This window comes from Georgenia sunbinii (genome assembly GCF_036421875.1).
Classification (GTDB): domain Bacteria; phylum Actinomycetota; class Actinomycetes; order Actinomycetales; family Actinomycetaceae; genus Georgenia_B; species Georgenia_B sunbinii.
The window spans coordinates 441,765-465,975 of the sequence record NZ_JAZGOL010000002.1; the positions used below are offsets into that span (position 1 = coordinate 441,765).

The window sequence follows — 24,211 nt, forward strand, 5'->3', positions numbered from 1 at the left end:
CACTGCGCCGGCGGGACCGATGGGGAAGAATCGAGCCACGCGCCGTGATCGTCGATCGAGGGAGAGCGACCATGAATTACCGCAGCCGCCCGAGACGTCCGGCGAGCCTGGACGACAAGGACGCCGAGCTCATCTGGGGTGACTCGGACCCGGCGCTGACGTCGGAGGCCGCCCATGCCACCGCCAATGCGGTGCTGCTCGGCCCCAGCAGACTGTCGGAGGACGCGGAGCTCGCTGGCCGCGTCGTGGCGATCATCGACGCGGAGGGGCTGGACGAGATCGCCGCGCTGTGGGCGCGCAGCCCCGCCACCACGCTGCCCGGAGCCATGTGGCGCCTCTACCTCGTGCGCGCCTGGCTGCAGCGCGACCCCGAGACGATCACGATGCGCTTCCGGGAGGGGGCCGCGACCGTGGCGCCCGACGATGCCGCCGAGCTGCCGCAGCCGGCCACCGTCGATGAGCGGCTCGCCGCGCTGTTCAACGGCGAGTCCGAGGACGAGCTCGCTGTCCTCCTCGACGGTGCGGCCGACCTTCTCCGGGTCCTTGCCGCGGGAGCGGGCGGGCAAGCGGGGTGGCTCACCCACGACGACGACGCCGCACGGCCAGTGACCGGGCGCACGAGCGCGCTCTCGGTGACCGCCGACGAGCTCGCCCACGCGGCCGTCCTCGCGCGCGGCGGCCGGCTCGACTGACGCGTCCGGACCGCCGCGGCGGGTACCGCGAGCTCGGCCGCGGCGGTACCCGCCAGCTTTAGCAGTGGCGGTACCGCGGGGCTCCGCTGCGGCGCCGGCGCCGCAGCGCCCACGCCAGTGCCAGGACGGTGACCGCGCCGAGCGCCTGGCCGCCGAGGATCACCCGGGTGAGGTCCATCGCCGGCTGCCACGTCACCTGGCCGTCGCGGATCTGGTAGACGCCCACCGGCTTCGCGCGAACCCCGAAGCCGCCGCCACCGCCGGTACCGCCCTCCGGTTCGCCGCCGGCGCCGGTGGGGATCCCGGTGCCGTAACCCATCCCGCCGCCACCGATCACCTTGGCGACCGGGACGAGGAACGCGCCGTCGTGCTCGTACGCCTCGCCGAACACGCGCCGGACATGGAGCGCGTCGCCGGCGGCCTCGATCGGTCGCACGGCGTCGTTCTGGTTTGCTGCGGTCATCGCTGCCTCCTCGGTTGTGCTGGGGCCCCAGGAGAGCACGGCCGGCAGCCGCGCCGCATCAGCCTGGAGACCGAGAAACCTCGCGCCCAGCGGTCGAGATGCGGTGGACTGTCGTGGCATGGTGACCCCTGGGCCCGGTCCCGGGGAGGACGAGCCCGACGACGCAGCAAGGCAGGAGGACCCGTGGAACGACGTCCCAGGCGCCCGGCCATGCTCGACGCGCAGACCGCCGAGCGCATCGTCGGCGACATCGATCCGGCACTGCGCTCGCAGGCCGCCCACGCGACGGCCGACGTCATCGTGCGTCGCGGCCGGGACGGCAGCGACGACCCGGAGCTCGTCGCCCGTCTCGTCGGGCTGGTCGACGTCGAAGGTCTGGAGGCGGTGGCCGAGCTGTGGTCGCAGAGCCCGCCCCGGACGCTGCCCGGCTCACTGTGGCGCCTCTACCTCATCCGCGAGTGGGTGCGCGCGGACCCGGCGGTCGTCGCCGACCGGTTCCGGCTCGGGCGGTCGCACGCCGACGTCGCCGGCGTCATCGCCGGCGTGGTCGAGCCGCCCGGTCCGGCGGACGTGTCCCGGCTGGCCGACGCGGTCCTCGCCGGTGTCTACGAGGGCGAGCTCGACGTCGCCCTCGACCGGGCGGCCGCGTTCGTCCGGGTGGTGGCCACCGGAGCAGCGTTCGACGCCGACTGGATCGCCGAGTCCGACGACGCCCTCGCCGACCGCGTCACCCGACGCGCCAGCGCGCTGCTCGGCACCGCCGCCGACCTCGAGGGCGCCGCGGAGCTGTGGCGAGCGGGCAGGCTGGACTGATGACCACCGACCCCGCACCGATCGCCGGCCGCGACCTCGCCGGCCCCGCCATGCCCGACCGGGTGCTCGCGCTGCTCGACGCCGTCACGGCCGCCGACGGCGTCGCGCCCGTCGGCGAGGTCGGGCTCCTCGCGATCCGGCACCGCACCGCCGAAGCCCGGCACCGCTGGCTCGCCGTCGACGGTGAGCTCGTCGGCTACGCCCAGATCGACCCCACCGGCAGCGCCGAGCTGTGCGTCGCCCCTGACCACCGCCGTCGCGGCCTGGGGGGCGCGCTGCTCGACACCCTCCTCGACGAGGAGCCGCAGCTGAGCGTCTGGTCCCACGGCGACCTGCCGGCGGCACGGGCGCTCGCCGACCGCGTCGGGCTACGCATCACCCGCGAGCTGTGGCAGATGAGCCTGGCGCTGCCCGCCGCCGGCCGCCCGTCGCGGAGCACCCCGGCCGACGCGGCGGCGCGCACCTTCGTCGTCGGGCAGGACGAGGACCGGTGGGTGGCGCTGAACTCCCGGGCGTTCGCCGACCATCCCGAGCAGGGACGCCTGACCGCCGACGACGTCCGTCAGCGCGAGGCCGAGGACTGGTTCGACCCGACGCTGCTGTGGCTCGGGCACGAGGCGGGCCGGCCCGACGCGCTGCTCGCCTCGATGTGGGTCAAGGCCGTCCCCGGTGAGGACGACGGCGAGATCTACGCGCTCGGCGTCGACCCGGCCGCGCAGGGCCGCGGCCTCGGGGGGTGGCTCACCGACCTCGCGCTCGACGAGATGGCTCGCCGCGGCCTGACCCGGGCGACGCTGTACGTCGAGGGCGACAACACCGCGGCGATCCGCACCTACCGACGTGCCGGTTTCGACCGCTCCGCCGTGGACATTCACTATTCACGATGAGGTGACACGATAGATGGCATGGCCGACCCGAACGTCAGCACCACGGAGCCGCTGAGCGGCGCGATGGGGGAGGAAGACGTCCCCGCAGCCCTGAACGGCACGCCTGCGCTGCCGTCGAGCACGACCGACGGCGCGATGACCGATGGTGCCGTGGGGGACGACGCCGTCGAGCCGGATGCGACCGACGGTGCGCAGGCCGGGCTGCCGGAGCTGCCGGTCGACCGCTTCGCCGACCGGGAGATCAGCTGGCTCGACTTCAACCAGCGGGTGCTCGAGCAGGCGCAGGACACCGCGGTGCCGCTCCTCGAGCGTGCCTGGTTCCTCGCGATCTTCGCTTCGAACCTCGACGAGTTCTTCATGGTGCGGGTCGCCGGCCTCAAACGGCGGATCGCCACCGGCCTGGCGGTCACCGGCGTGTCCGGGGTCTCACCGCGCCGGGTGCTGGAGGCGATCAGCAGCCGCGCCCGTGAGCTGCAGCTCGAGCACGCCCGCACCTTCGCCGGAGATCTCCAGCCAGCGCTCGCCGCCGAGGGCATCCACATCCTGCACTGGGACCAGCTCGCCGAGAGCGAGCAGCAGCGGCTGCACAAGTTCTTCCGCAAGCAGATCTTCCCGGTGCTCACCCCCCTCGCGGTCGACCCGGCCCATCCCTTCCCGTACATCTCCGGGCTCTCGCTCAACCTCGCGGTCGTCGTGCGCAACCCGATCTCCGGCAAGGAGCACTTCGCCCGGGTCAAGGTGCCCCCGCTGCTGCCGCGGTTCATCGCCGTCGACGCCTCCGGCAAGCCGCACCGCCCCGAGAACGCCCCGGAGCACGCGGAGCGCACCTCCTTCGTGCCGCTCGAGGAGATCATCGGCGAGCACCTCGACTACCTGTTCCCCGGGATGGAGATCGTCGAGCACCACACCTTCCGGGTCACCCGTAACGAGGACCTCGAGGTGGAGGAGGACGACGCCGAGAACCTCCTCAAGGCGCTGGAGCGGGAGCTGCTGCGGCGCCGCTTCGGCCCGGCGGTCCGGCTCGAGCTCGCGCAGGGCATCAGCGCGCACGTGCGCGAGCTCCTCGTCCGGGAGCTCGGCGTGCACGAGAACGACGTGTTCGAGCTGCCCTCGCTGCTGGACCTCACCGGTCTCAACGTCATCCACGCGATGGACCGGGCGGAGCTGAAGTTCCCCCGGTTCGTCTCGGTGACCGCGCAGCAGCTCGCCGAGGTGGAGAGCGCCAACCCGACCGACTTCTTCGAGGCGATCCGGGACCGCGACGTCCTGCTCCACCACCCGTACGACTCCTTCTCGACCTCGGTGCAGCAGTTCCTCGCGCAGGCCGCGGCCGACCCGGACGTGCTAGCGATCAAGCAGACGCTCTACCGCACCTCCGGTGACTCGCCGATCGTCGACGCACTCATCGATGCCGCCGAGGCCGGCAAGCAGGTGCTGGCGATCGTCGAGATCAAGGCGCGGTTCGACGAGGAAGCCAACATCTCCTGGGCGCGCAAGCTCGAGCGTGCCGGGGTGCACGTCGTCTACGGGATCGTCGGCCTCAAGACCCACTGCAAGCTGTCCCTCGTGGTCCGCAAGGAGCAGGACGGGCTGCGGCGCTACTGCCACATCGGCACCGGCAACTACAACCCGAAGACCGCCCGGGGCTACGAGGACCTCGGGCTGCTCACCTGCGACCCCGAGGTCGGCCAGGACCTCACCCGGCTGTTCAACCAGCTCTCCGGGTACGCGCCGCGCTCCCGGTTCCGCCGGCTGCTCGTGGCGCCGCGCGCGCTCCGTTCGGGTCTGATCGACCGCATCGAGGGCGAGATCGCCCGCCACCGTGCCGGGGAGCCGGCATGGATCAAGTTCAAGGTGAACTCGATCGTCGACGAGGAGACCATCGACGCGCTCTACCGGGCCAGCCAGGCCGGCGTGCCGGTCGACCTCGTCGTGCGCGGCATCTGCGCGCTACGGGCCGGCGTGCCGGGGCTGAGCGAGAACATCCGCGTACGGTCCATCCTCGGCCGGTTCCTCGAGCACGCGCGGCTGTTCGCCTTCGCCGGCGGCGCGGACGGGCCGGACGTGTGGATCGGCAGCGCCGACCTCATGCACCGCAACCTCGACCGGCGCGTCGAGGTGCTGGTGAAGATCGTCGACCCCGGGCAGGTGGACGACCTCGTCACGTTGCTCGACCAGCTGATGTCGCCCACCGTGACGTCGTGGCACCTGCAGCCCGATGGCAGCTGGCTGCGGCACCTCGTGGACGAGGACGGCGAACGTCTCGACGACATCCAGGAGCTCCTCATCGCCCGTGCCCGCCGACGCGTGGCAGCGACGCGATGAGCGCCGCGACCCCGACATTGGCGGCGGGGGCACTGGTGTGGCGGATCAACAGCAAGAAGAAGCTCGAGGTGCTGCTCGTCCACCGGCCGGCCTATGACGACTGGTCCTGGCCCAAGGGCAAGGTCGACCCCGGTGAGAGCCTGGCCGCGTGCGCGATCCGGGAGATCGCCGAGGAGACCGGCGTCGAGGTCATCCTCGGGCAGCCGCTGTCGAAGGTCAGCTATCGCAACGGCGGCGGGCGACGCAAGGAAGCGCACTACTGGGCGGCCGTCCCGGCCCCCGAGGGGGACGCCTCGCTCGCCGCACGGTCCGCCGTCACCCCGGCCAGCACGCGGGAGATCGACGAGGTGCGCTGGGTCGAGGCCGGCGCCGCCAAGAAGTTGCTCACCTACCCGCACGACCGCGAGCCGCTCGGGATGCTCATCGATCAATGGCGCGACGAACGGCTCAAGACCTGGGCGATGATCGTCGTCCGGCACGCCCGGGCCCGCAAGCGCACGGTGTGGCGCGGTGGGGAGTCCACCCGACCGCTCACCGGTGGCGGTGGGGTGCAGGCCCGTGGCCTCGTCCCGCTGCTGGCCGCCTACGGTGTGACGCGGGTGGTCTCCAGCCCGTGGCAGCGGTGCATGGACACCGTCCGGCCCTATGCCGACGCGATCGGGACCACGATCGAGGAAGAGCCGGGGATCACCGAGGACGCGCACCGGGAGAAGCCCAAGCGTGCCCGCAACCTCGCCCGCGACGAGCTCAAGGAACGCGCGCCGGCGGTGGCGATCTGCACGCATCGGCCGGTGCTGCCGACCTTCATGGATGAGGTGGCCCGCAGCACGCCGCACCGGATCCTCAAGGCGGTCCCTGAACGTGACCCCTGGCTGCAGACCTCGGAGATCCTCGTCGTCCACGTCGGGAGACGGCCCGGTCGCGGTGCCGTCGTCGTGGCCATCGAGAAGCACCGGGCGCCGTCGCACGCCTCTGCGCAGCCCAAGGTCGACGCGCTTCTCAGCTGAGCCCCAGCGCAGCTGCGTCGCGACGTGATGCAACTGACAGCGGCTGTTCATCCAGCGTTCACCCGCTGCCCACCGCCAGGTCACTTCGACTTCCTACCGTCAGGGACGGCTACCGGGGATCCCGGGCCCTCCACACGAAGGATGGTATGAACGTGAAGCTTGCAGGAAGTCGCCGCATGGCGGGAGTCGCCGCTGTCAGCGTGCTCGCACTCACCCTCGCGGCCTGTGGTTCCGACAGCACCGAGACCGACGACGAGGCCACCAGCGCCGACGACGCCGGCGCACAGACCGAGGACGCCGCTGACGACGCGGGCGCCGAGCTCAGCGGCTCGCTCGCCGGATCCGGCGCGAGCTCGCAGGAGGCTGCTGTCCAGGGATGGATCGCCGGCTTCATGGAGCAGAACCCGGCCGTCACCGTCTCCTACGACCCGACCGGCTCGGGCACCGGTCGTGAGCAGTTCCTCAACGGCACCGTGCTGTTCGCGGGCTCGGACTCCGCGATGGACGAGGAGGAGCTGGCCGCCGGTGTCGACCGCTGCTTCGGCGGCGAGGTCATCGAGATGCCGCTGTACATCAGCCCCATCGCGGTGGTCTACAACCTGCCCGGTGTCGAGGCCGAGAACATCAACATGGACCCCGCGACCATCGCGGGCATCTTCATGGGCGAGGTCACCAGCTGGAACGACCCGGCCATCGCCGACGCCAACCCGGACGTCGAGCTGCCCGACCTGGACATCATCCCGGTCAACCGCTCCGACGACTCGGGCACCACCGAGAACTTCACCGAGTACCTCGACGCCGTCGCGGCGGACGTCTGGACCCACGGGCCGGTCGAGACCTGGCCGATCAGCGGCACCCAGTCCGGTGCCCAGACCTCCGGCATGATCGACGTCGTCAGCGGCGCCGAGGGTGCCATCGGTTACGCCGACGCCTCGCGCGCCGGTGACCTCGGCACCGTGGCAGTCGGTGTCGGCGACGACTACGTGCCGTTCTCCCCGGACGCCGCGGCCGCCATCATCGACGCGTCGCCCGACACGGCGGACGCCACCGACCTGCGTCTGACGATGGACCTGGCGCGCGACACGACCGAGGCGGGTACCTACCCGATCGTCCTCGTCTCCTACTCGATCGCCTGCTCCACCTACGACAACGAGGCCGACGCCGCGAACGTCGCCGGCTACTTCGAGTACGTCATCAGCCCCGAGGGCCAGGACCGGGCAGCCCAGCCCGACGTCGCCGGCTCCGCTCCGATCTCCGACACCCTGCGCGAGCGCGCGCAGGGCGCCATCGACCAGATCACGGTGGCCGGCTGACCGGCTAGCCTGACGGGCGGGTCGGTGTGCGCCGATGGCGCGTGCCGGCCCGCCCGCCCGCATGTGTAGAACCCGATCAGTTATCTGCCGGAGGTTTCGTGGCTAGCCACACATCACCGCCCGCTCGCCAACCACGTCCGGTGGTTCGCGCGGGACGCGCGCCCGGCCGGTTGGGAAACCGGGTCTTCGCGGGGCTCTCGACCGGTGCCGGCGTCGTGATCCTCATCACGCTCGCGGCCGTGGCGATCTTCCTGCTCATCCGGGCGTGGCCGGCGCTGGTCGCCCAGCACGAGGCGTTCGACGACATCGGGTTCATGCGCGGCGCCAACCTGTGGGAGTACGTCGCGCCGCTGCTGTTCGGCACCGTGCTCTCCTCGGTCATCGCACTGGTCGTGGCCGTGCCGCTGAGCATCGGCATCGCGCTGTTCATCTCGCACTACGCGCCCCGCCGGCTGGCCCAGGGGCTCGGGTACCTCGTCGACCTGCTCGCCGCGATCCCGTCGGTGATCTTCGGGCTGTGGGGGATCCAGTGGTTGCAGCCGGTCCTCCACCCGCTGTTCACCTGGCTGAGCGAGAACCTCGGCTGGATCCCGCTGTTCTCCGACTACCAGGCCCCGGCTCGAAACCTCATGACCGCCGGTCTCGTGCTCGCCATCATGATCCTGCCGATCATCACCGCCACGATCCGCGAAGTCTTCCTGCAGACCCCCCGGCTCCACGAGGAGGCGTCGCTCGCGCTCGGCGCGACCCGCTGGGAGATGATCCGCCAGGCGGTGCTGCCGTTCGGCCGCTCGGGCATCATCAGCGCCGCCATGCTCGGCATGGGACGTGCGCTCGGTGAGACGATGGCGGTGCTCATGGTTCTCTCACCCGGCTTCGCCATCAACTTCTTCGTGCTGCAGCCCGGCCAGCACCAGTCCATCGCCGCGAACATCGCCAACCAGTTCCCGGAGGCCAGCGGCCTGGGGGTCGACGTCCTCATCGCGACCGGCCTCATGCTGTTCGTGCTGACCTTCGGGGTCAACCTGGTCGCCCGCTGGGTCATCGCCCGCCGCGCCGAGTTCTCGGGAGCCAACTGATGTCCACGACCACGCCCGAGCGGTTCATCCGCTCCACCCAGCGACTGCCCAAGGGCACCTCCTGGGCGGTGCTCGCTGGTTCGCTGGTGCTGGCGGCCGCCGTCCAGCTCCTCGGTGACGGTCCGACCTTCGCCGGCGTCGGGTTCATCGGCGCGATCATCTACACCATCGCGATCACCGCGATCTCCTGGCAGGTCGAGGGGGCCCGCTGGGCCAAGGACCGGTTGGCGACGACGCTGGTCACCCTCGCCTTCGCGCTCGCCATGGTGCCGCTCGTCTCGCTCATCTGGACGGTGGTCGGCGACGGCATCGAGGCGATGAGCTGGGAGTTCCTCACCACCGACATGGTCGGCATCTTCGGCCAGATGACCGAGGGCGGCGCCTACCACGCGATCATCGGCACGCTCTACGTCACCGGGATCGCCTCGATCATCTCGATCCCGCTGGGCATCTTCACCGCCGTCTACCTCGTGGAGTACGGCTCGGGCCGGCTCAAGCGGGCGATCACCCTCCTCGTCGACGTCATGACGGGCATCCCGTCGATCGTCGCCGGGCTGTTCGCCTTCACGATGTTCCTCGTGATCTTCGGACCGGCCTACAAGTCCGCGCTCATCGGCGGTATCGCGCTCGCGGTCCTCATGACCCCGGTCGTCGTGCGGTCGGTGGAGGAGATGCTGCGCCTGGTGCCCAACGAGCTGCGGGAGGCCGCCTACGCGCTCGGCGTGCCGAAGTGGTTGACGATCGTCAAGGTCGTGCTCCGCACCGCGATCGCCGGCATCACGACCGGTGTGATGATCTCCATCGCCCGGGTGATCGGGGAGACGGCACCGCTGCTCGTCACCGTCGGTATCGTCAATGCCACCAACTACGACGCGTTCGACGGACGCATCGCCACGCTGCCGGTATACGTCTACCGCCAGTACGCGCAGGGCGGTGCCAGCGAGAACCGGGCGTGGGCCGGTGCGCTCACCCTCATCGCCATCGTCATGGTGCTCAACCTCGTCGCCCGGCTGGTGAGCCGGTACTTCTCACCGAAGGGCGCCCGCTGATGCGCCGACCGAACCCCCGCCCCGCACGGACCCGAAGGAGCGCGCATGTCTAAGCGCATCGACATCAAGGACCTCAACGTCTACTACGGCGACTTCAAAGCCGTCGAGGGCGTCGACATGGTCATCCAGCCGCGCAGCGTCACCGCGCTGATCGGCCCCTCGGGTTGCGGCAAGTCCACGTTCCTGCGGACGCTCAACCGGATGCACGAGGTCATCCCGGGTGCTTACGTCGAGGGCACGGCGCTGATGGACGGCCAGGACCTCTACGGCGAGGACGTCGACCCGGTCGAGGTCCGCCGTCAGGTCGGCATGGTGTTCCAGCGCCCGAACCCGTTCCCGACGATGTCCATCGCCGACAACGTCCTCGCCGGCGTCCGGCTGAACAACCGGCGGATGTCGAAGTCTGACCAGGAGTCGCTGATCGAGCGCGCGCTACGCGGCGCCAACCTCTGGGAGGAGGTCAAGGACCGCCTCGACCGTCCCGGCTCGTCGATCTCCGGCGGGCAGCAGCAGCGGCTGTGCATCGCCCGTGCGATCGCCGTCGAGCCGCAGGTCCTCCTCATGGACGAGCCCTGCTCGGCGCTCGACCCGATCTCCACCCTCGCCATCGAGGACCTCATCAGCGAGCTGAAGGAGTCCTACACGATCGTCATCGTCACCCACAACATGCAGCAGGCGGCGCGGGTGTCGGACACGACGGGCTTCTTCAACATCGCGGGCACCGGCAAGCCGGGCCGGCTCATCGAGATGGACACCACCGAGCGGATGTTCTCCGCGCCGTCCAACGAGGCGACCGAGGCCTACATCTCCGGCCGCTTCGGCTGACCGGTCGCGGCAGCCGAGCCGCACGTGAAACGGGTGAGGACCGCCAGGCTGGCGGTCCTCACCCGTTGGGTTGTCCTGGCCCGGCAGCAGCCGGGAGGGCGACGCAGGTCAGATGGCGGCGCCCTCGAGGGACTCGGTCATCGGCTCCTCGGCGAGGATGATGCACAGCGTGGTGCGGTCGTCCGCGCTGTCCCAGGTGTCCTCCGTCGGGTAGAGCGCGGAGAAGTACAGCGCCGACTCCTCGTAGGGGATGCCGACGAAGTCGCCGAAGGCGTCGCGGCACGCGACGTCGGACTCCTCCTGGACAGTCTCGAGGCCGGGGTACTCGTCGCCGCTGAAGGTGTGCTCGGCGAAGATCTCCGCGTCGTGCTCCGTGCTGCACTCCAGCGCCTCGACCGAGCTGACCTCGGTGCCCTCGAGGTCAGTGGTGTTGAGGCAGTCGCCGACCGCCAGGTCGAGGACGGAGTTGGCGGTGCAGCCGCTGAGGGCGAGCGCGGTGCCAGCGGCAACGGCGAGCAGGAGGGCAGAACGACGCATATTCGTGGGGCTCCAGTGCAGAGGTGGGACGTGGCCCGGGGGTGAGACCCGTCCGGGCGTTGAGCGACGCCGGGCCGCGAAGCGCCAGTCGGCGCGAAGGCCGCTCGTGGCGGCTTGTGTTGGAGCCCGGGGCTTCCACGACCCGACGTCGTGGCACCAGTCTAGAACATTGACGCCGTCCCCGTCGCGTCAGGTGGACGACGGATCGGCGGAGAACCGGTAGCCCACCCCGCGGACGGTGCCGATGAGGTGGTCGTGCTCCGGGCCGAGCTTGGCCCGCAACCGCCGGACGTGGACGTCGACGGTCCGGGTGCCGCCGTAGTACTCGTAGCCCCACACCTCCTGCAGCAGCTGGCCGCGGGTGAAGACCCGGTCGGGGTGGCGCACGAGGTGCTTGAGCAGCTCGAACTCCTTGAAGGTGAGGTCGAGCGCACGGCCGTGGACCCGTGCGATGTAGCCCCCGGTGTCGATGAGGATCTCGCCGGCCTCGACGAGCTCGGCACCGGCGTCGGAGTCGCTGCGGCCCGGCCCGGTGAGCAGTCGCAGCCGCGCCTCGACCTCGGCGGGGCCGGCGGTGTCGAGGATGAAGTCGTCCAGCCCCCAGGTGCCGGTGACGGCGGTGAGGCCACCCTCGGAGCACACCGCGAGCAACGGGACGGGCAGCGAGGTCGCTGCCGCCAGGCGGCACAGCGAGCGGGCGGTGGCCAGGTCCCGCCGCGCGTCGACGACGACGACGTCCGACTCCGCGGGGTCCACCAGCGAGGACGCCGCCAGCGGCGCCACCCGAGCCGGGTGGGACAGCAGGGCGAGCGCTGGTAGGACACCGACGGAACCCATGGGTTCCGCGGTCAGCACGAGCAGTCCGGCCATCGTCATGCCTTTCGTCGGTGGACACTGTATTGGCCACGGGGCTACCCGCCGAAGTTCCGAGGTGTGTCGTGATCTGGGAGACTCCTGCCATGCCGCTTCCCGCCTGCGCCGTTGCGCCCATCGGTGTCCCGTCGCCCCGGCGAGCGGCCTGATGGGCAGCTCGACGCGGGCAGTCATCACTGCAGCGGTCACCGGGATGCTCGCGCTGGCATCGGTCTGGTACTTGCCGATGGTCGTCGTGCTCGGTCTGTCGGTCCTTCTCTTCGCCGCCGGCTGGCCGCGGCTGGTCGGCCTGCCGGCCGTCAACGCGTCGCGAGTCGTCATCGCGCTGACCGCGGCGGCGTCGATCGCCGTCGTCACCCTGGGTGAGGTCGGGGACCTCGTCGTCGTCCTCGGCCTGTCGGTCGCCGCCGCCTTCGTCGCCGAGATGCTGCGCAGCGACGGGCGACCACGGCTGGTGGAGTCCGTCTCCGGAACGTTCACCGGCGGCGCGATCGTCGCCTCCGGCGCTGCCTGGCTCGGGCTGGGCGACGCCCGCGCGGCGCTCGCCGTGGTGCTCACCGCCGCTGCCGCGCTGGCCGCCGGCGCGGCGTGCACCGCGCTGCCGGTACGTCCCCAGCTCGTGGCGACCGCTGCGACCCTGGTCGCCGCGGGCGCCGGCGTCGTCGCCGGTCTGCTGCTGGCGAGCGTCGGCCCGCTCGCCGGCGCGCTCATCGGGCTCGCCGCCGGGATCCTCACCTCCGCGATCCACCTGCTGTTCGGGCGGCTGCCGTCCGTCGAGCGGCCACTACCCGCGCTGGCCGCGTCGATGGTCCCGCTGCTGCTCGCCGGCGCCCCGACGTTCATCGTCGGCAGCACCGTCTTCGGCTGACTGCCTGGCGGCGCTCAGCCCGTCGCGCCGACCGCGTAGCATCAAGACATGTCTGCCACCTTTGCGATTCCCGAGGGGCTGGCCCCCGAGATCTACCCGCTGGCTTGGCTGGTCGGGCCCTGGCGCGGCTACGGCGTGCTCGCCTACCCCGGCATCACCGAGCAGCCGGTCATCCACGAGGTCACCTTCGACCATGACGGTGGCCCCTACCTGCGATGCACGAGCACGATGTGGACCGTCGACGCCGAGCGCTCGAGCTCGGTGCCGAACGAGACCTCCGGCGCCGCCGGGGCCGCACTCCTGCACCCCGGTGGGGTGTGGGCGAGCGAGACCTCCTACTGGCGGGTCCCGCCTGATCAGGACGCGGCAGCGACCGACGGCGCCGCCGGCACCGGCGAGGACACCGGAGCGTCGGGGGACGCCTCCGCCGGGCGCCCGCCACGCTTCGACATCGAGGTTCTCGTCGCCCAGCCCTCCGGGCACGTCTCGGTCTACGTCGGGCAGGTCCGGGGGCCGCGCATCGACCTCGTCTCCGACGCCGTCGTGCGGACCGCCAGCGCGGCCGAGGTGACCGCCGGCAGCCGGATGTACGGGCTCGTCGGCGGGGAGCTCATGTGGGTGGAGTCGCTGGCCGCCTTCGGGCACGAGCTGCAGTCGTACTCCTCGGGCCGGCTCAGCCGGCAGGACCAGCCGTGAGCGCCGCGAGGAGCCCGCTGCTGGCACGCTCGGGCGCGGTGGAGGGCGGCGGGCCGGACGCCGGTGTCGCGCTCCACTACGGCAACCCGGTGGCCGAGCAGCGCGCCCTGCGGGCCGGTGAGGGCGTCGTCGACCTCTCTCAGCTCGGCGTCGTCACGGTGGCCGGACCGGACCGGATCAGCTGGCTCAACACGCTCAGCAGCCAGCTGCTGCTCGACCTGCAGCCGGGCGAGTCGAGCGAGCTGCTGCTCCTCGACCCCAACGGGCGCATCGAGCACGCCGCCGCCGTCGTCGACGACGGCGAGAAGGCCTGGCTGGTCACCGAGGCCGCGAGCGTCGCCGGCCTGGTGGCATGGCTGGAGAAGATGCGCTTCATGCTGCGGGTGGAGGTGGCGGACGAGACCGCGACGACCGCCGTCGTCGGCAGCCACGGCGAGGGCTGGCTGGCGGTCGCCGCGCAGCCCGGCCACCTCCTCACCTGGCGCGACGTGTGGCCCACCACCAAGCCAGGCGCCACCCGTTACGGACCGGCCGACGCCGACCACCCCGGCCGCGAGCTCCACGCCGTGCTCAGCCTCGTCGCGCGCGCCCGGCTCGGTGGCGTCATCGACGCCAGCGGTCACCGGCTCGCCGGGACCTGGGCGTGGGAGGCGCTGCGGGTGGAGGCCTGGCGCCCGAGGCTCGGGCGGGAGGTCGACGACCGCGCGATCCCGCACGAGCTCGACTGGCTGCGCACCGCCGTCCACCTGGACAAGGGCTGCTACCGGGGCCAGGAGACGGTCGCCCGGGTGTTCAACCTCGGCCGCCCGCCGCGGCGGCTCGTCATGCTCCACCTCGACGGCTCGGAGCACATCACGCCGGAGGTCGGTTCCCGGGTGATGCACGGCCAGAAGGACGTCGGCGTGCTCACCACGGTGGTGCGCCACGAGGAGCTCGGGCCGGTCGGGCTGGCGCTGGTGAAGCGGTCGCTGCCGGCCGAGGAGACCCTCGATGTCGACGGCGTCGCTGCCGCCCAGGAGGTCATCGTCCCGGTCGCCGGTGAGGCGCAGGGCCGACCGACGCAGCGGCCCGGGCAGGAGCTGCGCCGCCAGCCTCGGCGCTGAGCCGCGATCCGGTCATGGTGTCGCAGGGGGAGGGATGAGCGCCGAGGAGCGGTCCGAGCGCACCGACCTGCGCCGCTGGGGCGTGCGGATCCGGCTGCGCGCGCGCCAGGGAGCCCGGCGGGTGCAGGCATCCGCGTTCCCGGTGCTCACCGCCGCCATCGCGGCCGGGCTCGCCTGGGGCATCGCCCACTACTGGCTGGGCCACAGCCAGCCGTTCTTCGCGCCGGTCGCCACCTGGGTGTGTCTCGGGTTCAGCTCCGACCGGCAGGTCCGCAAGGTGGCCGAGCTGGCGATCGGCGTGGCGCTCGGCGTCGCCCTCGGTGAGCTGGTCGCCTACTTCACCGGTACCGGGATCCTGCAGATCGTCGTCGTCATCGTCGTGGGGGCGCTCATGGCGCGGTTCATCGACCGCGGCCAGATGCTCACCATCCAGGCCGGCGTGCAGGGCATCGTCATCGTCGCGCTGCCCGCGATCAGCATGACCGACGGCATCACCGGGCGGTGGACGGACGCGCTCATCGGCGGGGCCTGCGCGCTCGTCGTGGCCGTGGCGACGCCCGGCGATGCGCGCCGTCGCGCCCGGCAGCTCGCTGCTGCCAGCCAAGGTGATCTCGCCCGGATGCTCCGCACGCTGGCGTCCGGGCTGCGCCGGGGCGACGCGGAGCTCGTGCGCGACGCGCTTGCCCAGGGCCGTGGCACCCAAGGGGTGCTCGACGAGTGGGCCGAGGTCGTCCGCAACGCGCTGCAGTCCGCGCGGATCTCACCGACCGCCCGGATGTACGTCCCGGAGCTGGCGCGGATGCAGCGAGCGAGCATGCTCAGTGACCGGGCGATGCGCAACGCCCGGGTCATCGCCCGGCGCGGGCTGGTGGCCGTCCAGGACGGCAGTCAGGACGAGGAGATCGCGGCCGCGCTGGAGCGGCTCGCCAACGGCGCCACGATGCTCGGGGCGGCGCTGTCGACCGGTGGCGACGTCGGGTCGGCACGTGGCGAGCTGGTGGCGGCGGTGCCCGCGCTCGACCCCGCGGCGTTCAGCCGTGGTGGCTGGCAGCTGCAGACGCTGGTCATCCTCATGCGCTCGCTCACCGTCGACCTCCTCCAGGCCTCGGGGATGAGCGCGATGGAGGCGTCCCAGGTGCTGGCCGCCGACAGCTGAGCGCTCGACAGCTGCGGCAGCGCAGGCCAGCGACCCGTGGCACGCCGGGAGAACACGCCGTGGGGCGGCCGGTCGGGGCGGGCTTTGCCGCATGATCCAGGCGACACCTAGACTCACCTGGTGTCCGTCATCGGCAACCTTCAGCTCCTCCTCTTCCTCGTGCTGGCGCTCATCGCGTTCGCCGTCGAGGTGTGGGCGCTGGTTCACGCGCTGCGCCGCCCTCCGGCGGCCTTCCTGGCCGCCGGGAAGCGGACGAAGAACTTCTGGGCGATCGTGCTCGCTGCCAATGTCGCGCTCGGCTTCATCGCGATCCCGCTCCCAGGCTTGCCCAATCTGTTCGGCGGCTTCATGGCGATCATCCTCATCGTGCCCGCCGCGATCTACCTCACCGACGTCCGCCCCGCGGTCGGAGGTGCCGGCAGCTCACGGCGCCGAGGTGGCGGCGGCTGGTGAGGTCGGTCCTGCAGCGGGTCGACGGCGCCGCGGTCCACGTCGGCGGTGAGCAGGTCGGGGGCTTCGCCGGCGAGGGGCTCGTCGCGCTGGTCGGCGTCACCCATGACGACGGTTCGGCCGAGGTGGAACGCACGGCGCGCAAGATCGCCGAGCTGCGGATCCTGCGCGACGAGCGCTCGGTGCTCGAGGTTGGCGCACCGGTCCTCGTCATCTCCCAGTTCACCCTCTACGCCGACGTCCGCAAGGGCCGTCGCCCCTCGTGGCACGGCGCCGCGCCGGCTCCGGTCGCCGAGCCGCTGGTCGAGGACGTCGTCGCCGCGCTGCGGAGTCTCGGCGTCCACGTCGAGACCGGCCGCTTCGGTGCCGACATGCGCGTCGAGCTGGTCAACGACGGCCCGGTCACCATCGTCCTCGACGCCTGACCCTCCCTCGCGACAGCCGACTTGTCCTCGACAGCAGGCTTGTCCTCGACAGCAGGCTTGTCACCGACAGCAGGATCGTCCGCGACAGCAGACTTGGCCACGGCATCGGGCACGATGGACTGATGGACATCGAAGCCGTCGCCGGAGACATCACCACCCAGCAGGTGGACGCCGTCGTCAACGCCGCGAACTCCTCCCTGATGGGCGGCGGAGGGGTCGACGGTGCGATCCACCGCGCGGCCGGGCCCGGCCTCCTCGCCGAGTGCATGGAGCTGCGGCGCACCGAGCTGCCCGACGGACTGCCGGTGGGGCGCGCGGTACCGACCGCCGGCCACGACCTGCCCGCACCGTGGGTCATCCACACCGTGGGGCCCAACCGGCACCGCGGGCAGACCGACCCGGCCGAGCTGGCAGCATGCTTCACCTCCGCCCTGGAGGTCGCCGAGACCGTTGCGGCCAGGAGCGTCGCGTTCCCCGCCGTCGGCGCCGGTGTCTACGGCTGGGACGCCACCGAGGTCGCCGAGCTCGCGGTGGCGGCAGTGCGCGAGTTCGCCGAGCGACCCGACCACGGCATCGACCTCGTCCGGTTCGTGCTCTTCGACGAGCAGATCCTCGGCGCGTTCCAGGCCGAGCTCGGGCGCCGCTGAGCTCGCGAGCGCTGCTGCGCCGCGTCCCGGACCGCCTGAGAGACCGGCACCAGCCGCGCCAGCTGCGTCACCTGCTGCGGGCGAGCTCGTCGAGCGTCGCGACGCCCAGCAGCTTCATCGTGCGCACGATCTCGTCTCGCAGGATCGCGGTCATCGCGGCCGCGGCAGTGCGTCGATGGCCGTGCCGATGCTGAGCTGCGGCGGGATCGAGAACCAGCGTGCGGTCGAGCCGCCGCTTGCGAGCGTTGATCTCGGGACGCTTGAACCGCAGCATCGGCCGGAGGCCACGTACACGGTGTCGTTTTGTGTTACCTTCGGCCGAAGATGGTCGTCGTGCACTCGAGTTAATGGGTGCCGATTGCTGGAACTCGGTGGATCGCCGAGAGTGGGCGGGAGCAATGGTGCGAACGACGATAGTGGCGCTGGGGTTCGCGCTGGGTGCTGCAGGAGGTGCAGCGTCCGCGGTCTCGGCCCTCGACCAGTCCGACGAAGTCGAGATCGGCGTCCACATCTCGCCGTTGGACAACGTCACCCCGGCGCCTGCCGCGCCGGAGCCGACCACCGATCCGGCAGGGCTGCCGACCGAGCTGCCCTCGACGGGCGTCGAGCTCTCGCTGCTGCCGTACCTGGCGGGTGCGGCTGTCCTGGTCGGTGGCGCGGTGCTCCTCGTGAGCCGGCGCCGCACGTAACGAAATCAGGCCGCAGGAGCATCTGCCCCTGCGGCCCGGGCAATCAGACGAACGAAGGAGTTCCCGTGATCGATGTCCTTTCCGCGACACCTACCGGCGCAAGCCGGCTGCGCAGACGAGGAGCCACCAAGACCATGAGTGCGCTTGCCTGTGCGGCCCTCCTCAGTCTCGGCGCCACCGCGATCGTCGCCGCCCCCGCCGCGGCGGAGGTGGACGAGGAGGGCTACACGGTTCTTTTCGACGGCACCCAGGAGTCCTTCGAGAACTGGGAGTACGCCGGTGTCGGCGGCTTCCAGCTCGAGGACGATGGCTCGGTCTCCAGCATCGCCGGCGCGCAGGGCGGTTTCGGCACCCTGTGGTACCCCGAGGAGTTCGGGGACTTCTCGCTCAAGCTCGAGTTCCGGGACGACGCACCCGGCGACGCGAACGTCCGTGGCAACAGCGGCGTCCAGGTCCGCTTTCCCGCACTGGACGAGCTGGTCGATGGCTGCAACACCAACGACCTCGCGTGGATGGCCGTGACCTGTGGCCACGAGATTCAGATCAACGACTCCGCCGAGGCGGCAGGTAACGACCCGCGCAAGACCGGGTCGATCTACGGCTTCGCCGACATCGGACTGGACGAGGCCAACGCCACCGCCAAGGGCGAGTGGAACGAGTTCGAGGTCCGCGTCGTCGGCCAGCAGTACACCGTGATCCGCAACGGCGTGGTCATCAACGAGTTCGAGAACGTGCCAGGGCTGCCTTTCCCTGGCCGGCCGGATGACCCGGGCTCGAGCGCTCGTGGCCCCGTCGGGCACATCGGGCTGCAGGCGCACGGCGCGAACCAGGACGTGGTCTCCTTCCGTGACGTCCGTATCAAGGAGCTGCCGCGCAGTGCTGGGGACGTCGACGTGCACGTGGACATCGACGAGCTCGAGGGGCCCGGTCATCTCGCACTGAGCGTCGACGGCTCGACCATGCTGCTCGCTGAGGACGGCTCGGACCCGCTGGTCCGGCAGTTTGCCGGTGGGCTGCCGACGGTCACCGTCACCGATACCCGTTCGGTCGAGGATATTCCCGACGGGACGGCCTGGTACGTCCTGGGCAGTGCCACCGCCTTCCTCGGCAGTGACGGTGAGACCAGCATCGGCGTCGACCACCTGGGGTGGGTCCCGGAGCTCGTCGAGGCAGGCGAGTCGGGCCTCGTGACGGCCGGCGACCCGGTCGTGTCGGTCGTCGATGACCCGCAGAGCCCGGGCCTGGTGGACCAGGAGCTGCTGGGCACCTCGGCCTCGGCGGACGTCGTCGAGGAGGGTGAGTGGAGCGCGGACGCCGAGCTGCTGCTGCGCACGCCGTCGACGGTCGCGCCCGGAAGCTACACTTCGACGCTGACGCTGTCGTTGTTCGAGTAGGACGGAGCGACAGCCCATCGATGTCAGCGGCCGTGGCCGCGGGGAGCTCGTGCCCCGCGGCCACGGCTCTTCGGGAGTAGGCCGATGCACCACACCCCCCGCGCGTCACGGATGAGCCGTCCGGCACCGGCGCGTTGGCTGCCTGCTGCGCTCGCGGCACTCGCCGTCGTGGTCTTCGCTCAGGTGCCTGCCGCAGCCGAGACCGACCCGACGATCACCTGGGCGGTGAGCCCTGCCGCCTCCGACGGGCCGGACGACCGGGCCTGGATGGAGCTGACCCTCGATCCGGGCCAGAGCGTCACCGAGCACCTCGCGGTGACGAACCTCAGCGAGGTGGAGGCCACGTTCTCGCTCAGCGCCGCCGACGGGTACTTCACGTCCACGGGCCGCTTCAACATGCTGCCCTCCTCCGAGCCTTCGACCGCCGCCGGGACGTGGATCGACGTTGCCGAGAGCCTCACCGTCGAGGCGGGCGAGACGGAGGTCGTGCCCTTCACGATCGTCGTCCCCAGCAGCGCCACCCCCGGCGACCACGCGGCTGGTATTGCCGCCTCGGTCTTCACAGAGGGCGAGGACGAGGCGGGTGCCGCCGTCGGCGTCGAGAGCCGCGTGGGCTTCCGGGTCCTCACTCGGGTGACCGGCGACCTCGAGCCCTCGGTCGCCGTCGAGGATCTTGACGTCAGCTACCGGACATCGTGGAACCCGTTCGCCCCGGGCCGGGTGACGGTCGAGCACGAGGTGGTCAACGACGGCAACGCCCGGATACGGGTCGCGGGCGAGATCGTCGTCCAGGACTCCACCTCGCCGCTGCTCTGGGAGGCCGGCGCTGCCGAGCCGCCAGAGCTGCTTCCCGGGGACGCGCGGCCCGTCACCGCTGAGGTGCACGGCGTGTGGCCGCTCTTCCGGGTCGGCGTGGACGTCGTGCTGCGCCCGGAGATGCTCGGCGATGAGGACGGGCCACAGCCGGTCGCCGAGATACGCGAGCACGTCACCGTGTGGGCGGTGCCGTGGTCCCAGCTCGTCCTGCTGCTCGCGCTGGCGACAGCCGTCGTCGTCGTGCGCCGTAGCCGCAGGCAGCGCGAGGCGCGTCTTGCCGCGATGATCGAGGCGGCCAAGGCGGAGGTCCGCCGCGAGCTGGGCGCCGGCGGAACAGACCGGGAGGATCACGCCGCGCATGCCGCCGACGCCGACGCCGACGCTGCCGCCGAGCAGCCGGCCCGGAGCGAGGACGAGACGGTGTCGGACGAGAGGGTCACCGGCCCTCTGGGGTGAAGATCTCCTCGATCCGTGCGTCGAACACCTCGGCGAGGCGGAAGGCCAGTGGCAGGCTCGGGTCGAAGCGGCCCCGCTCGATGGAGATGACCGTCTGGCGGGAGACCCCGAGCAGCTCCGCCAGCCGGGCCTGGGACCAGCCGCGCTCGGCGCGCCGCTCCGCAAGGTCGTTGTCCATCAGGACTCACGCCGCTTGATGACGGTGTAGCGGACGGCGACGTCGATCATCCCGAGGACGACGACGGCGAGCAGCACGGTGGCCCCGGCGACCTCGAGCCCGCTGATGGACAGGGCGGCCAGCGCGACACCGCAGGTACCGAGGACGTCGAGGAAGGCGCCGAACGCCGCCCGCTGCGCCCAGCGAAGCTCGACGTTCTCCTCGACGTGCGGATCCTCCTCGACGACGAGGCTCGAGACGAGCAGCAGCCAGCTCAGCGCGTACAGCGGGCCCACCATCGCGGCGCTGAACACGACGCCGACGAGCCACGGGTCCTCGGCGCGGAACCGCGACGCGAGGAAGCCTGCGGCGGCCGCCAGGCCGATCGCGAGCAGGACGGCGAGGACGTAGCGTGACAGTGGTGCACGGCGAGTGCTCGCCGAGTCGTCCGGAGCGTTGCGGTCGGCGCTCATGAACAGCCTCCTGGTCAAGTGGGCTTTACGTTGCTAGTAAAGCTACCTTGACCAAGGGTGTCAAGTGGACTTGACGGCGGTGCTGAGGTCGTGGCGTCGCCCCGGGCGGGGAGTCACGCCCCTGGCGAACACGGGCAGGTCTGCGGCGGATTGGCCGTTAGCATCGTTGAACGCTGCCAGGCCGGGAGCACCCGGCCACGCTGCCCCGAAGGAGCCGTGATGTTCGAGAGATTTACCGACCGTGCCCGTCGGGTGGTCGTCCTTGCCCAGGAAGAGGCACGGATGCTCAACCACAACTACATCGGGACCGAGCACATCCTGCTCGGCCTCATCCACGAGGGCGAGGGCGTGGCAGCCAAGGCGCTGGAGTCCCTGGACATCTCGCTGGAGGCTGTGCGCCAGCAGGTCACCGAGATCATCGGTGAGGGCCAGCAGGCGCCCGGCGGCCACATCCCGTTCACCCCGCGTGCCAAGAAGGTGCTCGAGCTGTCCCTGCGCGAGGCGCTGCAGCTCGGCCACAACTACATCGGCACCGAGCACATCCTCCTCGGCCTCATCCGTGAGGGCGAGGGCGTCGCCGCCCAGGTGCTGAACAAGCTCGGCGCCGACCTCAACCGGGTCCGGCAGCAGGTCATCCAGCTGCTGTCCGGCTACCAGGGCAAGGAGGCGGTCGCCGCTGGCGGCCCCGCCGAGGGCACCCCGGCCGGCTCCGCCGTGCTCGACCAGTTCGGCCGCAACCTCACCCAGGCGGCCCGCGAGGGCAAGCTCGACCCGGTCATCGGGCGGGCGCTGTCCGTCGAGCGGGTCATGCAGGTCCTGTCGCGCCGCACCAAGAACAACCCGGTGCTCATCGGGGAGCCTGGCGTCGGCAAGACCGCCGTCGTCGAGGGCCTCGCGCAGGACATCGTCCGGGGCGACGTCCCCGAGACGCTGCGCGACAAGCAGCTGTACACGCTGGACCTCGGCTCCCTCGTCGCCGGCTCGCGTTACCGGGGTGACTTCGAGGAGCGGCTGAAGAAGGTACTCAAGGAGATCCGCACCCGCGGTGACATCGTGCTGTTCATCGACGAGATCCACACCCTCGTCGGCGCCGGCGCGGCCGAGGGTGCGATCGACGCCGCGAGCATCCTCAAGCCGATGCTCGCTCGCGGTGAGCTCCAGACCATCGGTGCGACCACCCTCGAGGAGTACCGCAAGCACATCGAGAAGGACGCCGCGCTCGAGCGCCGTTTCCAGCCGATCCTCGTCGACGAGCCCACCGTCGAGCACACCATCGAGATCCTCAAGGGACTGCGGGACCGGTACGAGGCTCACCACCGCGTCTCCATCAACGACGAGGCGCTCGTCGCCGCCGCGACGATGGCCGACCGCTACATCTCCGGCCGGTTCCTGCCGGACAAGGCGATCGACCTCATCGACGAGGCGGGCGCGCGGCTGCGCATCCGCCGGATGACCGCGCCGCCGGAGCTGCGTGAGCTCGACGAGCAGATCGCCGAGGTCCGCCGCGAGAAGGAGTCGGCGATCGACGACCAGGACTTCGAGAAGGCCGCCTCGCTGCGCGATGACGAGAAGAACCTCGCCAACCGCCGCGTCGAGCGCGAGAAGGCCTGGAAGGCCGGCGACCTTGACACCGTCGCCGAGGTCGACGAGGAGCTCATCGCCGAGGTGCTGGCGATGTCGACCGGCATCCCGGTCTTCAAGCTCAGCGAGGAGGAGTCGACCAAGCTGCTCCACATGGAGGACGAGCTGCACAAGCGGATCATCGGTCAGGACGAGGCCATCAAGGCGCTGTCCCAGGCGATCCGCCGCACCCGCGCGGGCCTCAAGGACCCCAAGCGGCCCGGTGGTTCGTTCATCTTCGCCGGCCCCACCGGCGTCGGGAAGACCGAGCTCGCCAAGGCGCTCGCGGAGTTCCTCTTCGGCGACGAGGACGCGCTCATCCAGCTCGACATGAGCGAGTTCTCCGAGAAGCACACCGTCTCGCGGCTGTTCGGGTCCCCGCCCGGGTACGTCGGTTACGAGGAGGGTGGCCAGCTGACCGAGAAGGTCCGCCGTCGGCCGTTCTCGGTGGTGCTCTTCGACGAGGTGGAGAAGGCGCACGCGGACATCTTCAACTCGCTGCTGCAGATCCTCGAGGACGGTCGACTGACCGACTCGCAGGGCCGCATCGTCGACTTCAAGAACACCGTCATCATCATGACGACGAACCTTGGTACCCGGGACATCGCCAAGGGCGTGCAGACCGGGTTCCAGGCCAGCGGTGAGCTGTCCAACGACTACGAGCGGATGAAGTCGAAGGTCAACGACGAGCTCAAGCAGCACTTCCGGCCGGAGTTCCTCAACCGGGTGGACGACACCATCGTCTTCCCGCAGCTCACGCAGGAGCAGATCGTCCAGATCGTCGACCTGATGATCGCCAAGCTCGACGAGCGCATGCGCGAGCAGGGCATGACGATCCGGCTCACCGACGCCGCCAAGCTGCTGCTCGCCGAGCGCGGCTACGACCCGGTGCTCGGTGCCCGGCCGCTGCGCCGCGCGATCCAGCGCGAGATCGAGGACCAGCTGTCGGAGAAGATCCTCTACAGCGAGATCCGCACCGGCCAGACCATCGAGGTCGACGCCGCGGGCGAGGGGCTGCTCGGCGTCTTCACCTTCAAGGGGCTGGACGAGGGCGAGATTACCGTTCCGGAGCCGGTTGCCGCCGGACGCGGCGCGACCATCGAGCAGCGCACCTTGCCGACGGCACCCGCCGGCGGCGGAGCGGGCGGTGGTGGTCAGCTCCAGCCCGGAGCCTGACTTCACCCCACGGCGCACGTGACGGAGCCCGGCAATCCCACCAGGGGTCGCCGGGCTCTGTCGTCCCCGGCGATCGGGGTGCAAAGCCTGCCAGTGCGCGGTTTGACGGCCCCAGGTGCCCGTGTGAGGGGCGGGTTCGGCGCCGGTTATGCGCAGGGCTGACGGCCCACGGCTTGGCGGGAAGGCTTTCGCGCGTTACGGTGGTCAAGAGTTCCGGCACCG

26 protein-coding genes are annotated in these 24,211 nt (G+C 71.2%); 20 read left to right on the top strand and 6 right to left on the bottom strand.

The genetic code is table 11. The features are described 5' to 3' along the window. The first annotated feature begins 71 nt into the window (after positions 1-71). A complete protein-coding gene (locus V2J52_RS06415; protein ID WP_331226846.1) occupies positions 72-692 on the top strand; it encodes a hypothetical protein in 621 nt (206 codons plus the stop codon). Between the two features lie 58 nt (positions 693-750). Here V2J52_RS06415 and V2J52_RS06420 read toward each other — a convergent pair whose 3' ends face one another. Beyond that, the gene (locus tag V2J52_RS06420) at positions 751-1,155 is read right to left on the bottom strand and encodes a spore germination protein GerW family protein (protein WP_331226847.1); all 405 of its coding nucleotides are present in this window, start codon (positions 1,153-1,155) and stop codon (positions 751-753) included. A gap of 183 nt (positions 1,156-1,338) precedes the next feature. Between V2J52_RS06420 and V2J52_RS06425 the strand changes: the two genes are divergently transcribed. The 8 genes from V2J52_RS06425 to pstB all read left to right on the top strand — a co-directional run bounded on the left by V2J52_RS06425 (position 1,339) and on the right by pstB (position 10,453). Further along, positions 1,339-1,968 carry a hypothetical protein gene (locus tag V2J52_RS06425; protein WP_331226848.1) on the top strand — a complete coding sequence of 210 codons (630 nt, stop codon included), beginning with the start codon at positions 1,339-1,341 and terminating at the stop codon, positions 1,966-1,968. Beyond that, the gene (gene mshD / locus V2J52_RS06430) at positions 1,968-2,855 is read left to right on the top strand and encodes a mycothiol synthase (protein ID WP_331226849.1); all 888 of its coding nucleotides are present in this window, start codon (positions 1,968-1,970) and stop codon (positions 2,853-2,855) included. Before V2J52_RS06425 ends, mshD begins: the two co-directional genes overlap by 1 nt. 18 nt (positions 2,856-2,873) lie before the next feature. Beyond that, positions 2,874-5,180, top strand: a complete 2,307-nt coding sequence (locus tag V2J52_RS06435) for an RNA degradosome polyphosphate kinase (protein ID WP_491062172.1) — start codon at positions 2,874-2,876, stop codon at positions 5,178-5,180. Continuing rightward, on the top strand, positions 5,177-6,187 hold the full coding sequence (locus V2J52_RS06440) for an NUDIX hydrolase (protein ID WP_331226850.1): 1,011 nt from the start codon (positions 5,177-5,179) through the stop codon (positions 6,185-6,187). The genes V2J52_RS06435 and V2J52_RS06440 overlap by 4 nt, the downstream gene beginning before the upstream one ends. 176 nt (positions 6,188-6,363) lie before the next feature. Next, positions 6,364-7,500 carry a phosphate ABC transporter substrate-binding protein PstS gene (pstS, locus tag V2J52_RS06445; protein WP_331226851.1) on the top strand — a complete coding sequence of 379 codons (1,137 nt, stop codon included), beginning with the start codon at positions 6,364-6,366 and terminating at the stop codon, positions 7,498-7,500. 98 nt (positions 7,501-7,598) lie between these two features. Continuing rightward, positions 7,599-8,579 (top strand): phosphate ABC transporter permease subunit PstC, encoded by a 981-nt coding sequence (pstC, locus tag V2J52_RS06450; protein WP_434056382.1) that lies wholly within the window; start codon positions 7,599-7,601, stop codon positions 8,577-8,579. After that, positions 8,579-9,628, top strand: a complete 1,050-nt coding sequence (pstA, locus tag V2J52_RS06455) for a phosphate ABC transporter permease PstA (protein ID WP_331226853.1) — start codon at positions 8,579-8,581, stop codon at positions 9,626-9,628. Before pstC ends, pstA begins: the two co-directional genes overlap by 1 nt. A gap of 45 nt (positions 9,629-9,673) precedes the next feature. Further along, positions 9,674-10,453 (top strand): phosphate ABC transporter ATP-binding protein PstB, encoded by a 780-nt coding sequence (gene pstB / locus V2J52_RS06460; RefSeq protein WP_331226854.1) that lies wholly within the window; start codon positions 9,674-9,676, stop codon positions 10,451-10,453. Between the two features lie 108 nt (positions 10,454-10,561). Here the strand turns inward: pstB and V2J52_RS06465 are convergent, their stop codons facing one another. Together V2J52_RS06465 and V2J52_RS06470 are read right to left on the bottom strand one after the other, a co-directional pair. Then, entirely contained in the window at positions 10,562-10,990 is a 429-nt protein-coding gene (locus V2J52_RS06465) for a septum formation family protein (RefSeq protein WP_331226855.1), read from the bottom strand. A gap of 189 nt (positions 10,991-11,179) precedes the next feature. After that, positions 11,180-11,860 carry a response regulator transcription factor gene (locus tag V2J52_RS06470; RefSeq protein ID WP_331227125.1) on the bottom strand — a complete coding sequence of 227 codons (681 nt, stop codon included), beginning with the start codon at positions 11,858-11,860 and terminating at the stop codon, positions 11,180-11,182. A 151-nt stretch (positions 11,861-12,011) separates the two neighbouring features. On the opposite strand from V2J52_RS06470, the gene V2J52_RS06475 reads away from it, so the two are divergent. The 7 genes from V2J52_RS06475 (at position 12,012) to V2J52_RS06505 (ending at position 17,208) form a co-directional block, all read left to right on the top strand. Next, complete coding sequence (locus V2J52_RS06475; RefSeq protein WP_331226856.1) at positions 12,012-12,731, top strand: hypothetical protein; 720 nt, start codon at positions 12,012-12,014, stop codon at positions 12,729-12,731. Between the two features lie 48 nt (positions 12,732-12,779). Then, entirely contained in the window at positions 12,780-13,427 is a 648-nt protein-coding gene (locus V2J52_RS06480; protein WP_331226857.1) for a heme-binding beta-barrel domain-containing protein, read from the top strand. After that, positions 13,424-14,530, top strand: a complete 1,107-nt coding sequence (ygfZ, locus tag V2J52_RS06485) for a CAF17-like 4Fe-4S cluster assembly/insertion protein YgfZ (RefSeq protein WP_331226858.1) — start codon at positions 13,424-13,426, stop codon at positions 14,528-14,530. The genes V2J52_RS06480 and ygfZ overlap by 4 nt, the downstream gene beginning before the upstream one ends. Before the next feature lie 34 nt (positions 14,531-14,564). Continuing rightward, positions 14,565-15,686 carry an FUSC family protein gene (locus V2J52_RS06490; RefSeq protein WP_331226859.1) on the top strand — a complete coding sequence of 374 codons (1,122 nt, stop codon included), beginning with the start codon at positions 14,565-14,567 and terminating at the stop codon, positions 15,684-15,686. Positions 15,687-15,806: 120 nt separating this feature from the next. Next, a complete protein-coding gene (locus V2J52_RS06495) occupies positions 15,807-16,139 on the top strand; it encodes a DUF2516 family protein (RefSeq protein ID WP_331226860.1) in 333 nt (110 codons plus the stop codon). Beyond that, positions 16,136-16,561 carry a D-aminoacyl-tRNA deacylase gene (gene dtd, locus V2J52_RS06500; RefSeq protein WP_331226861.1) on the top strand — a complete coding sequence of 142 codons (426 nt, stop codon included), beginning with the start codon at positions 16,136-16,138 and terminating at the stop codon, positions 16,559-16,561. Before V2J52_RS06495 ends, dtd begins: the two co-directional genes overlap by 4 nt. 122 nt (positions 16,562-16,683) lie before the next feature. Continuing rightward, the gene (locus tag V2J52_RS06505; protein WP_331226862.1) at positions 16,684-17,208 is read left to right on the top strand and encodes an O-acetyl-ADP-ribose deacetylase; all 525 of its coding nucleotides are present in this window, start codon (positions 16,684-16,686) and stop codon (positions 17,206-17,208) included. Between the two features lie 67 nt (positions 17,209-17,275). Here V2J52_RS06505 and V2J52_RS06510 read toward each other — a convergent pair whose 3' ends face one another. Then, on the bottom strand, positions 17,276-17,482 hold the full coding sequence (locus V2J52_RS06510; RefSeq protein WP_331226863.1) for a hypothetical protein: 207 nt from the start codon (positions 17,480-17,482) through the stop codon (positions 17,276-17,278). 127 nt (positions 17,483-17,609) lie between these two features. On the opposite strand from V2J52_RS06510, the gene V2J52_RS06515 reads away from it, so the two are divergent. The 3 genes from V2J52_RS06515 to V2J52_RS06525 all read left to right on the top strand — a co-directional run bounded on the left by V2J52_RS06515 (position 17,610) and on the right by V2J52_RS06525 (position 20,563). Then, positions 17,610-17,897, top strand: coding sequence for an LPXTG cell wall anchor domain-containing protein (locus tag V2J52_RS06515; RefSeq protein ID WP_331226864.1), 288 nt, complete (start codon positions 17,610-17,612; stop codon positions 17,895-17,897). Between the two features lie 134 nt (positions 17,898-18,031). Then, complete coding sequence (locus tag V2J52_RS06520) at positions 18,032-19,291, top strand: 3-keto-disaccharide hydrolase (protein WP_331226865.1); 1,260 nt, start codon at positions 18,032-18,034, stop codon at positions 19,289-19,291. An 84-nt stretch (positions 19,292-19,375) separates the two neighbouring features. Further along, complete coding sequence (locus V2J52_RS06525) at positions 19,376-20,563, top strand: WxL protein peptidoglycan domain-containing protein (protein ID WP_331226866.1); 1,188 nt, start codon at positions 19,376-19,378, stop codon at positions 20,561-20,563. On the opposite strand, the gene V2J52_RS06530 is transcribed toward V2J52_RS06525, so the two are convergent. Together V2J52_RS06530 and V2J52_RS06535 are read right to left on the bottom strand one after the other, a co-directional pair. Then, positions 20,544-20,741: a helix-turn-helix transcriptional regulator gene (locus V2J52_RS06530; RefSeq protein ID WP_331226867.1), complete on the bottom strand. Its 198-nt coding sequence runs from the start codon at positions 20,739-20,741 to the stop codon at positions 20,544-20,546. The two genes, V2J52_RS06525 and V2J52_RS06530, sit on opposite strands and share 20 nt — an antisense overlap. After that, entirely contained in the window at positions 20,741-21,193 is a 453-nt protein-coding gene (locus V2J52_RS06535; protein WP_331226868.1) for a hypothetical protein, read from the bottom strand. The genes V2J52_RS06530 and V2J52_RS06535 overlap by 1 nt, the downstream gene beginning before the upstream one ends. 219 nt (positions 21,194-21,412) lie before the next feature. Between V2J52_RS06535 and V2J52_RS06540 the strand changes: the two genes are divergently transcribed. Continuing rightward, positions 21,413-23,989, top strand: a complete 2,577-nt coding sequence (locus V2J52_RS06540; RefSeq protein ID WP_331226869.1) for an ATP-dependent Clp protease ATP-binding subunit — start codon at positions 21,413-21,415, stop codon at positions 23,987-23,989. Positions 23,990-24,211: the final 222 nt, after the last annotated feature.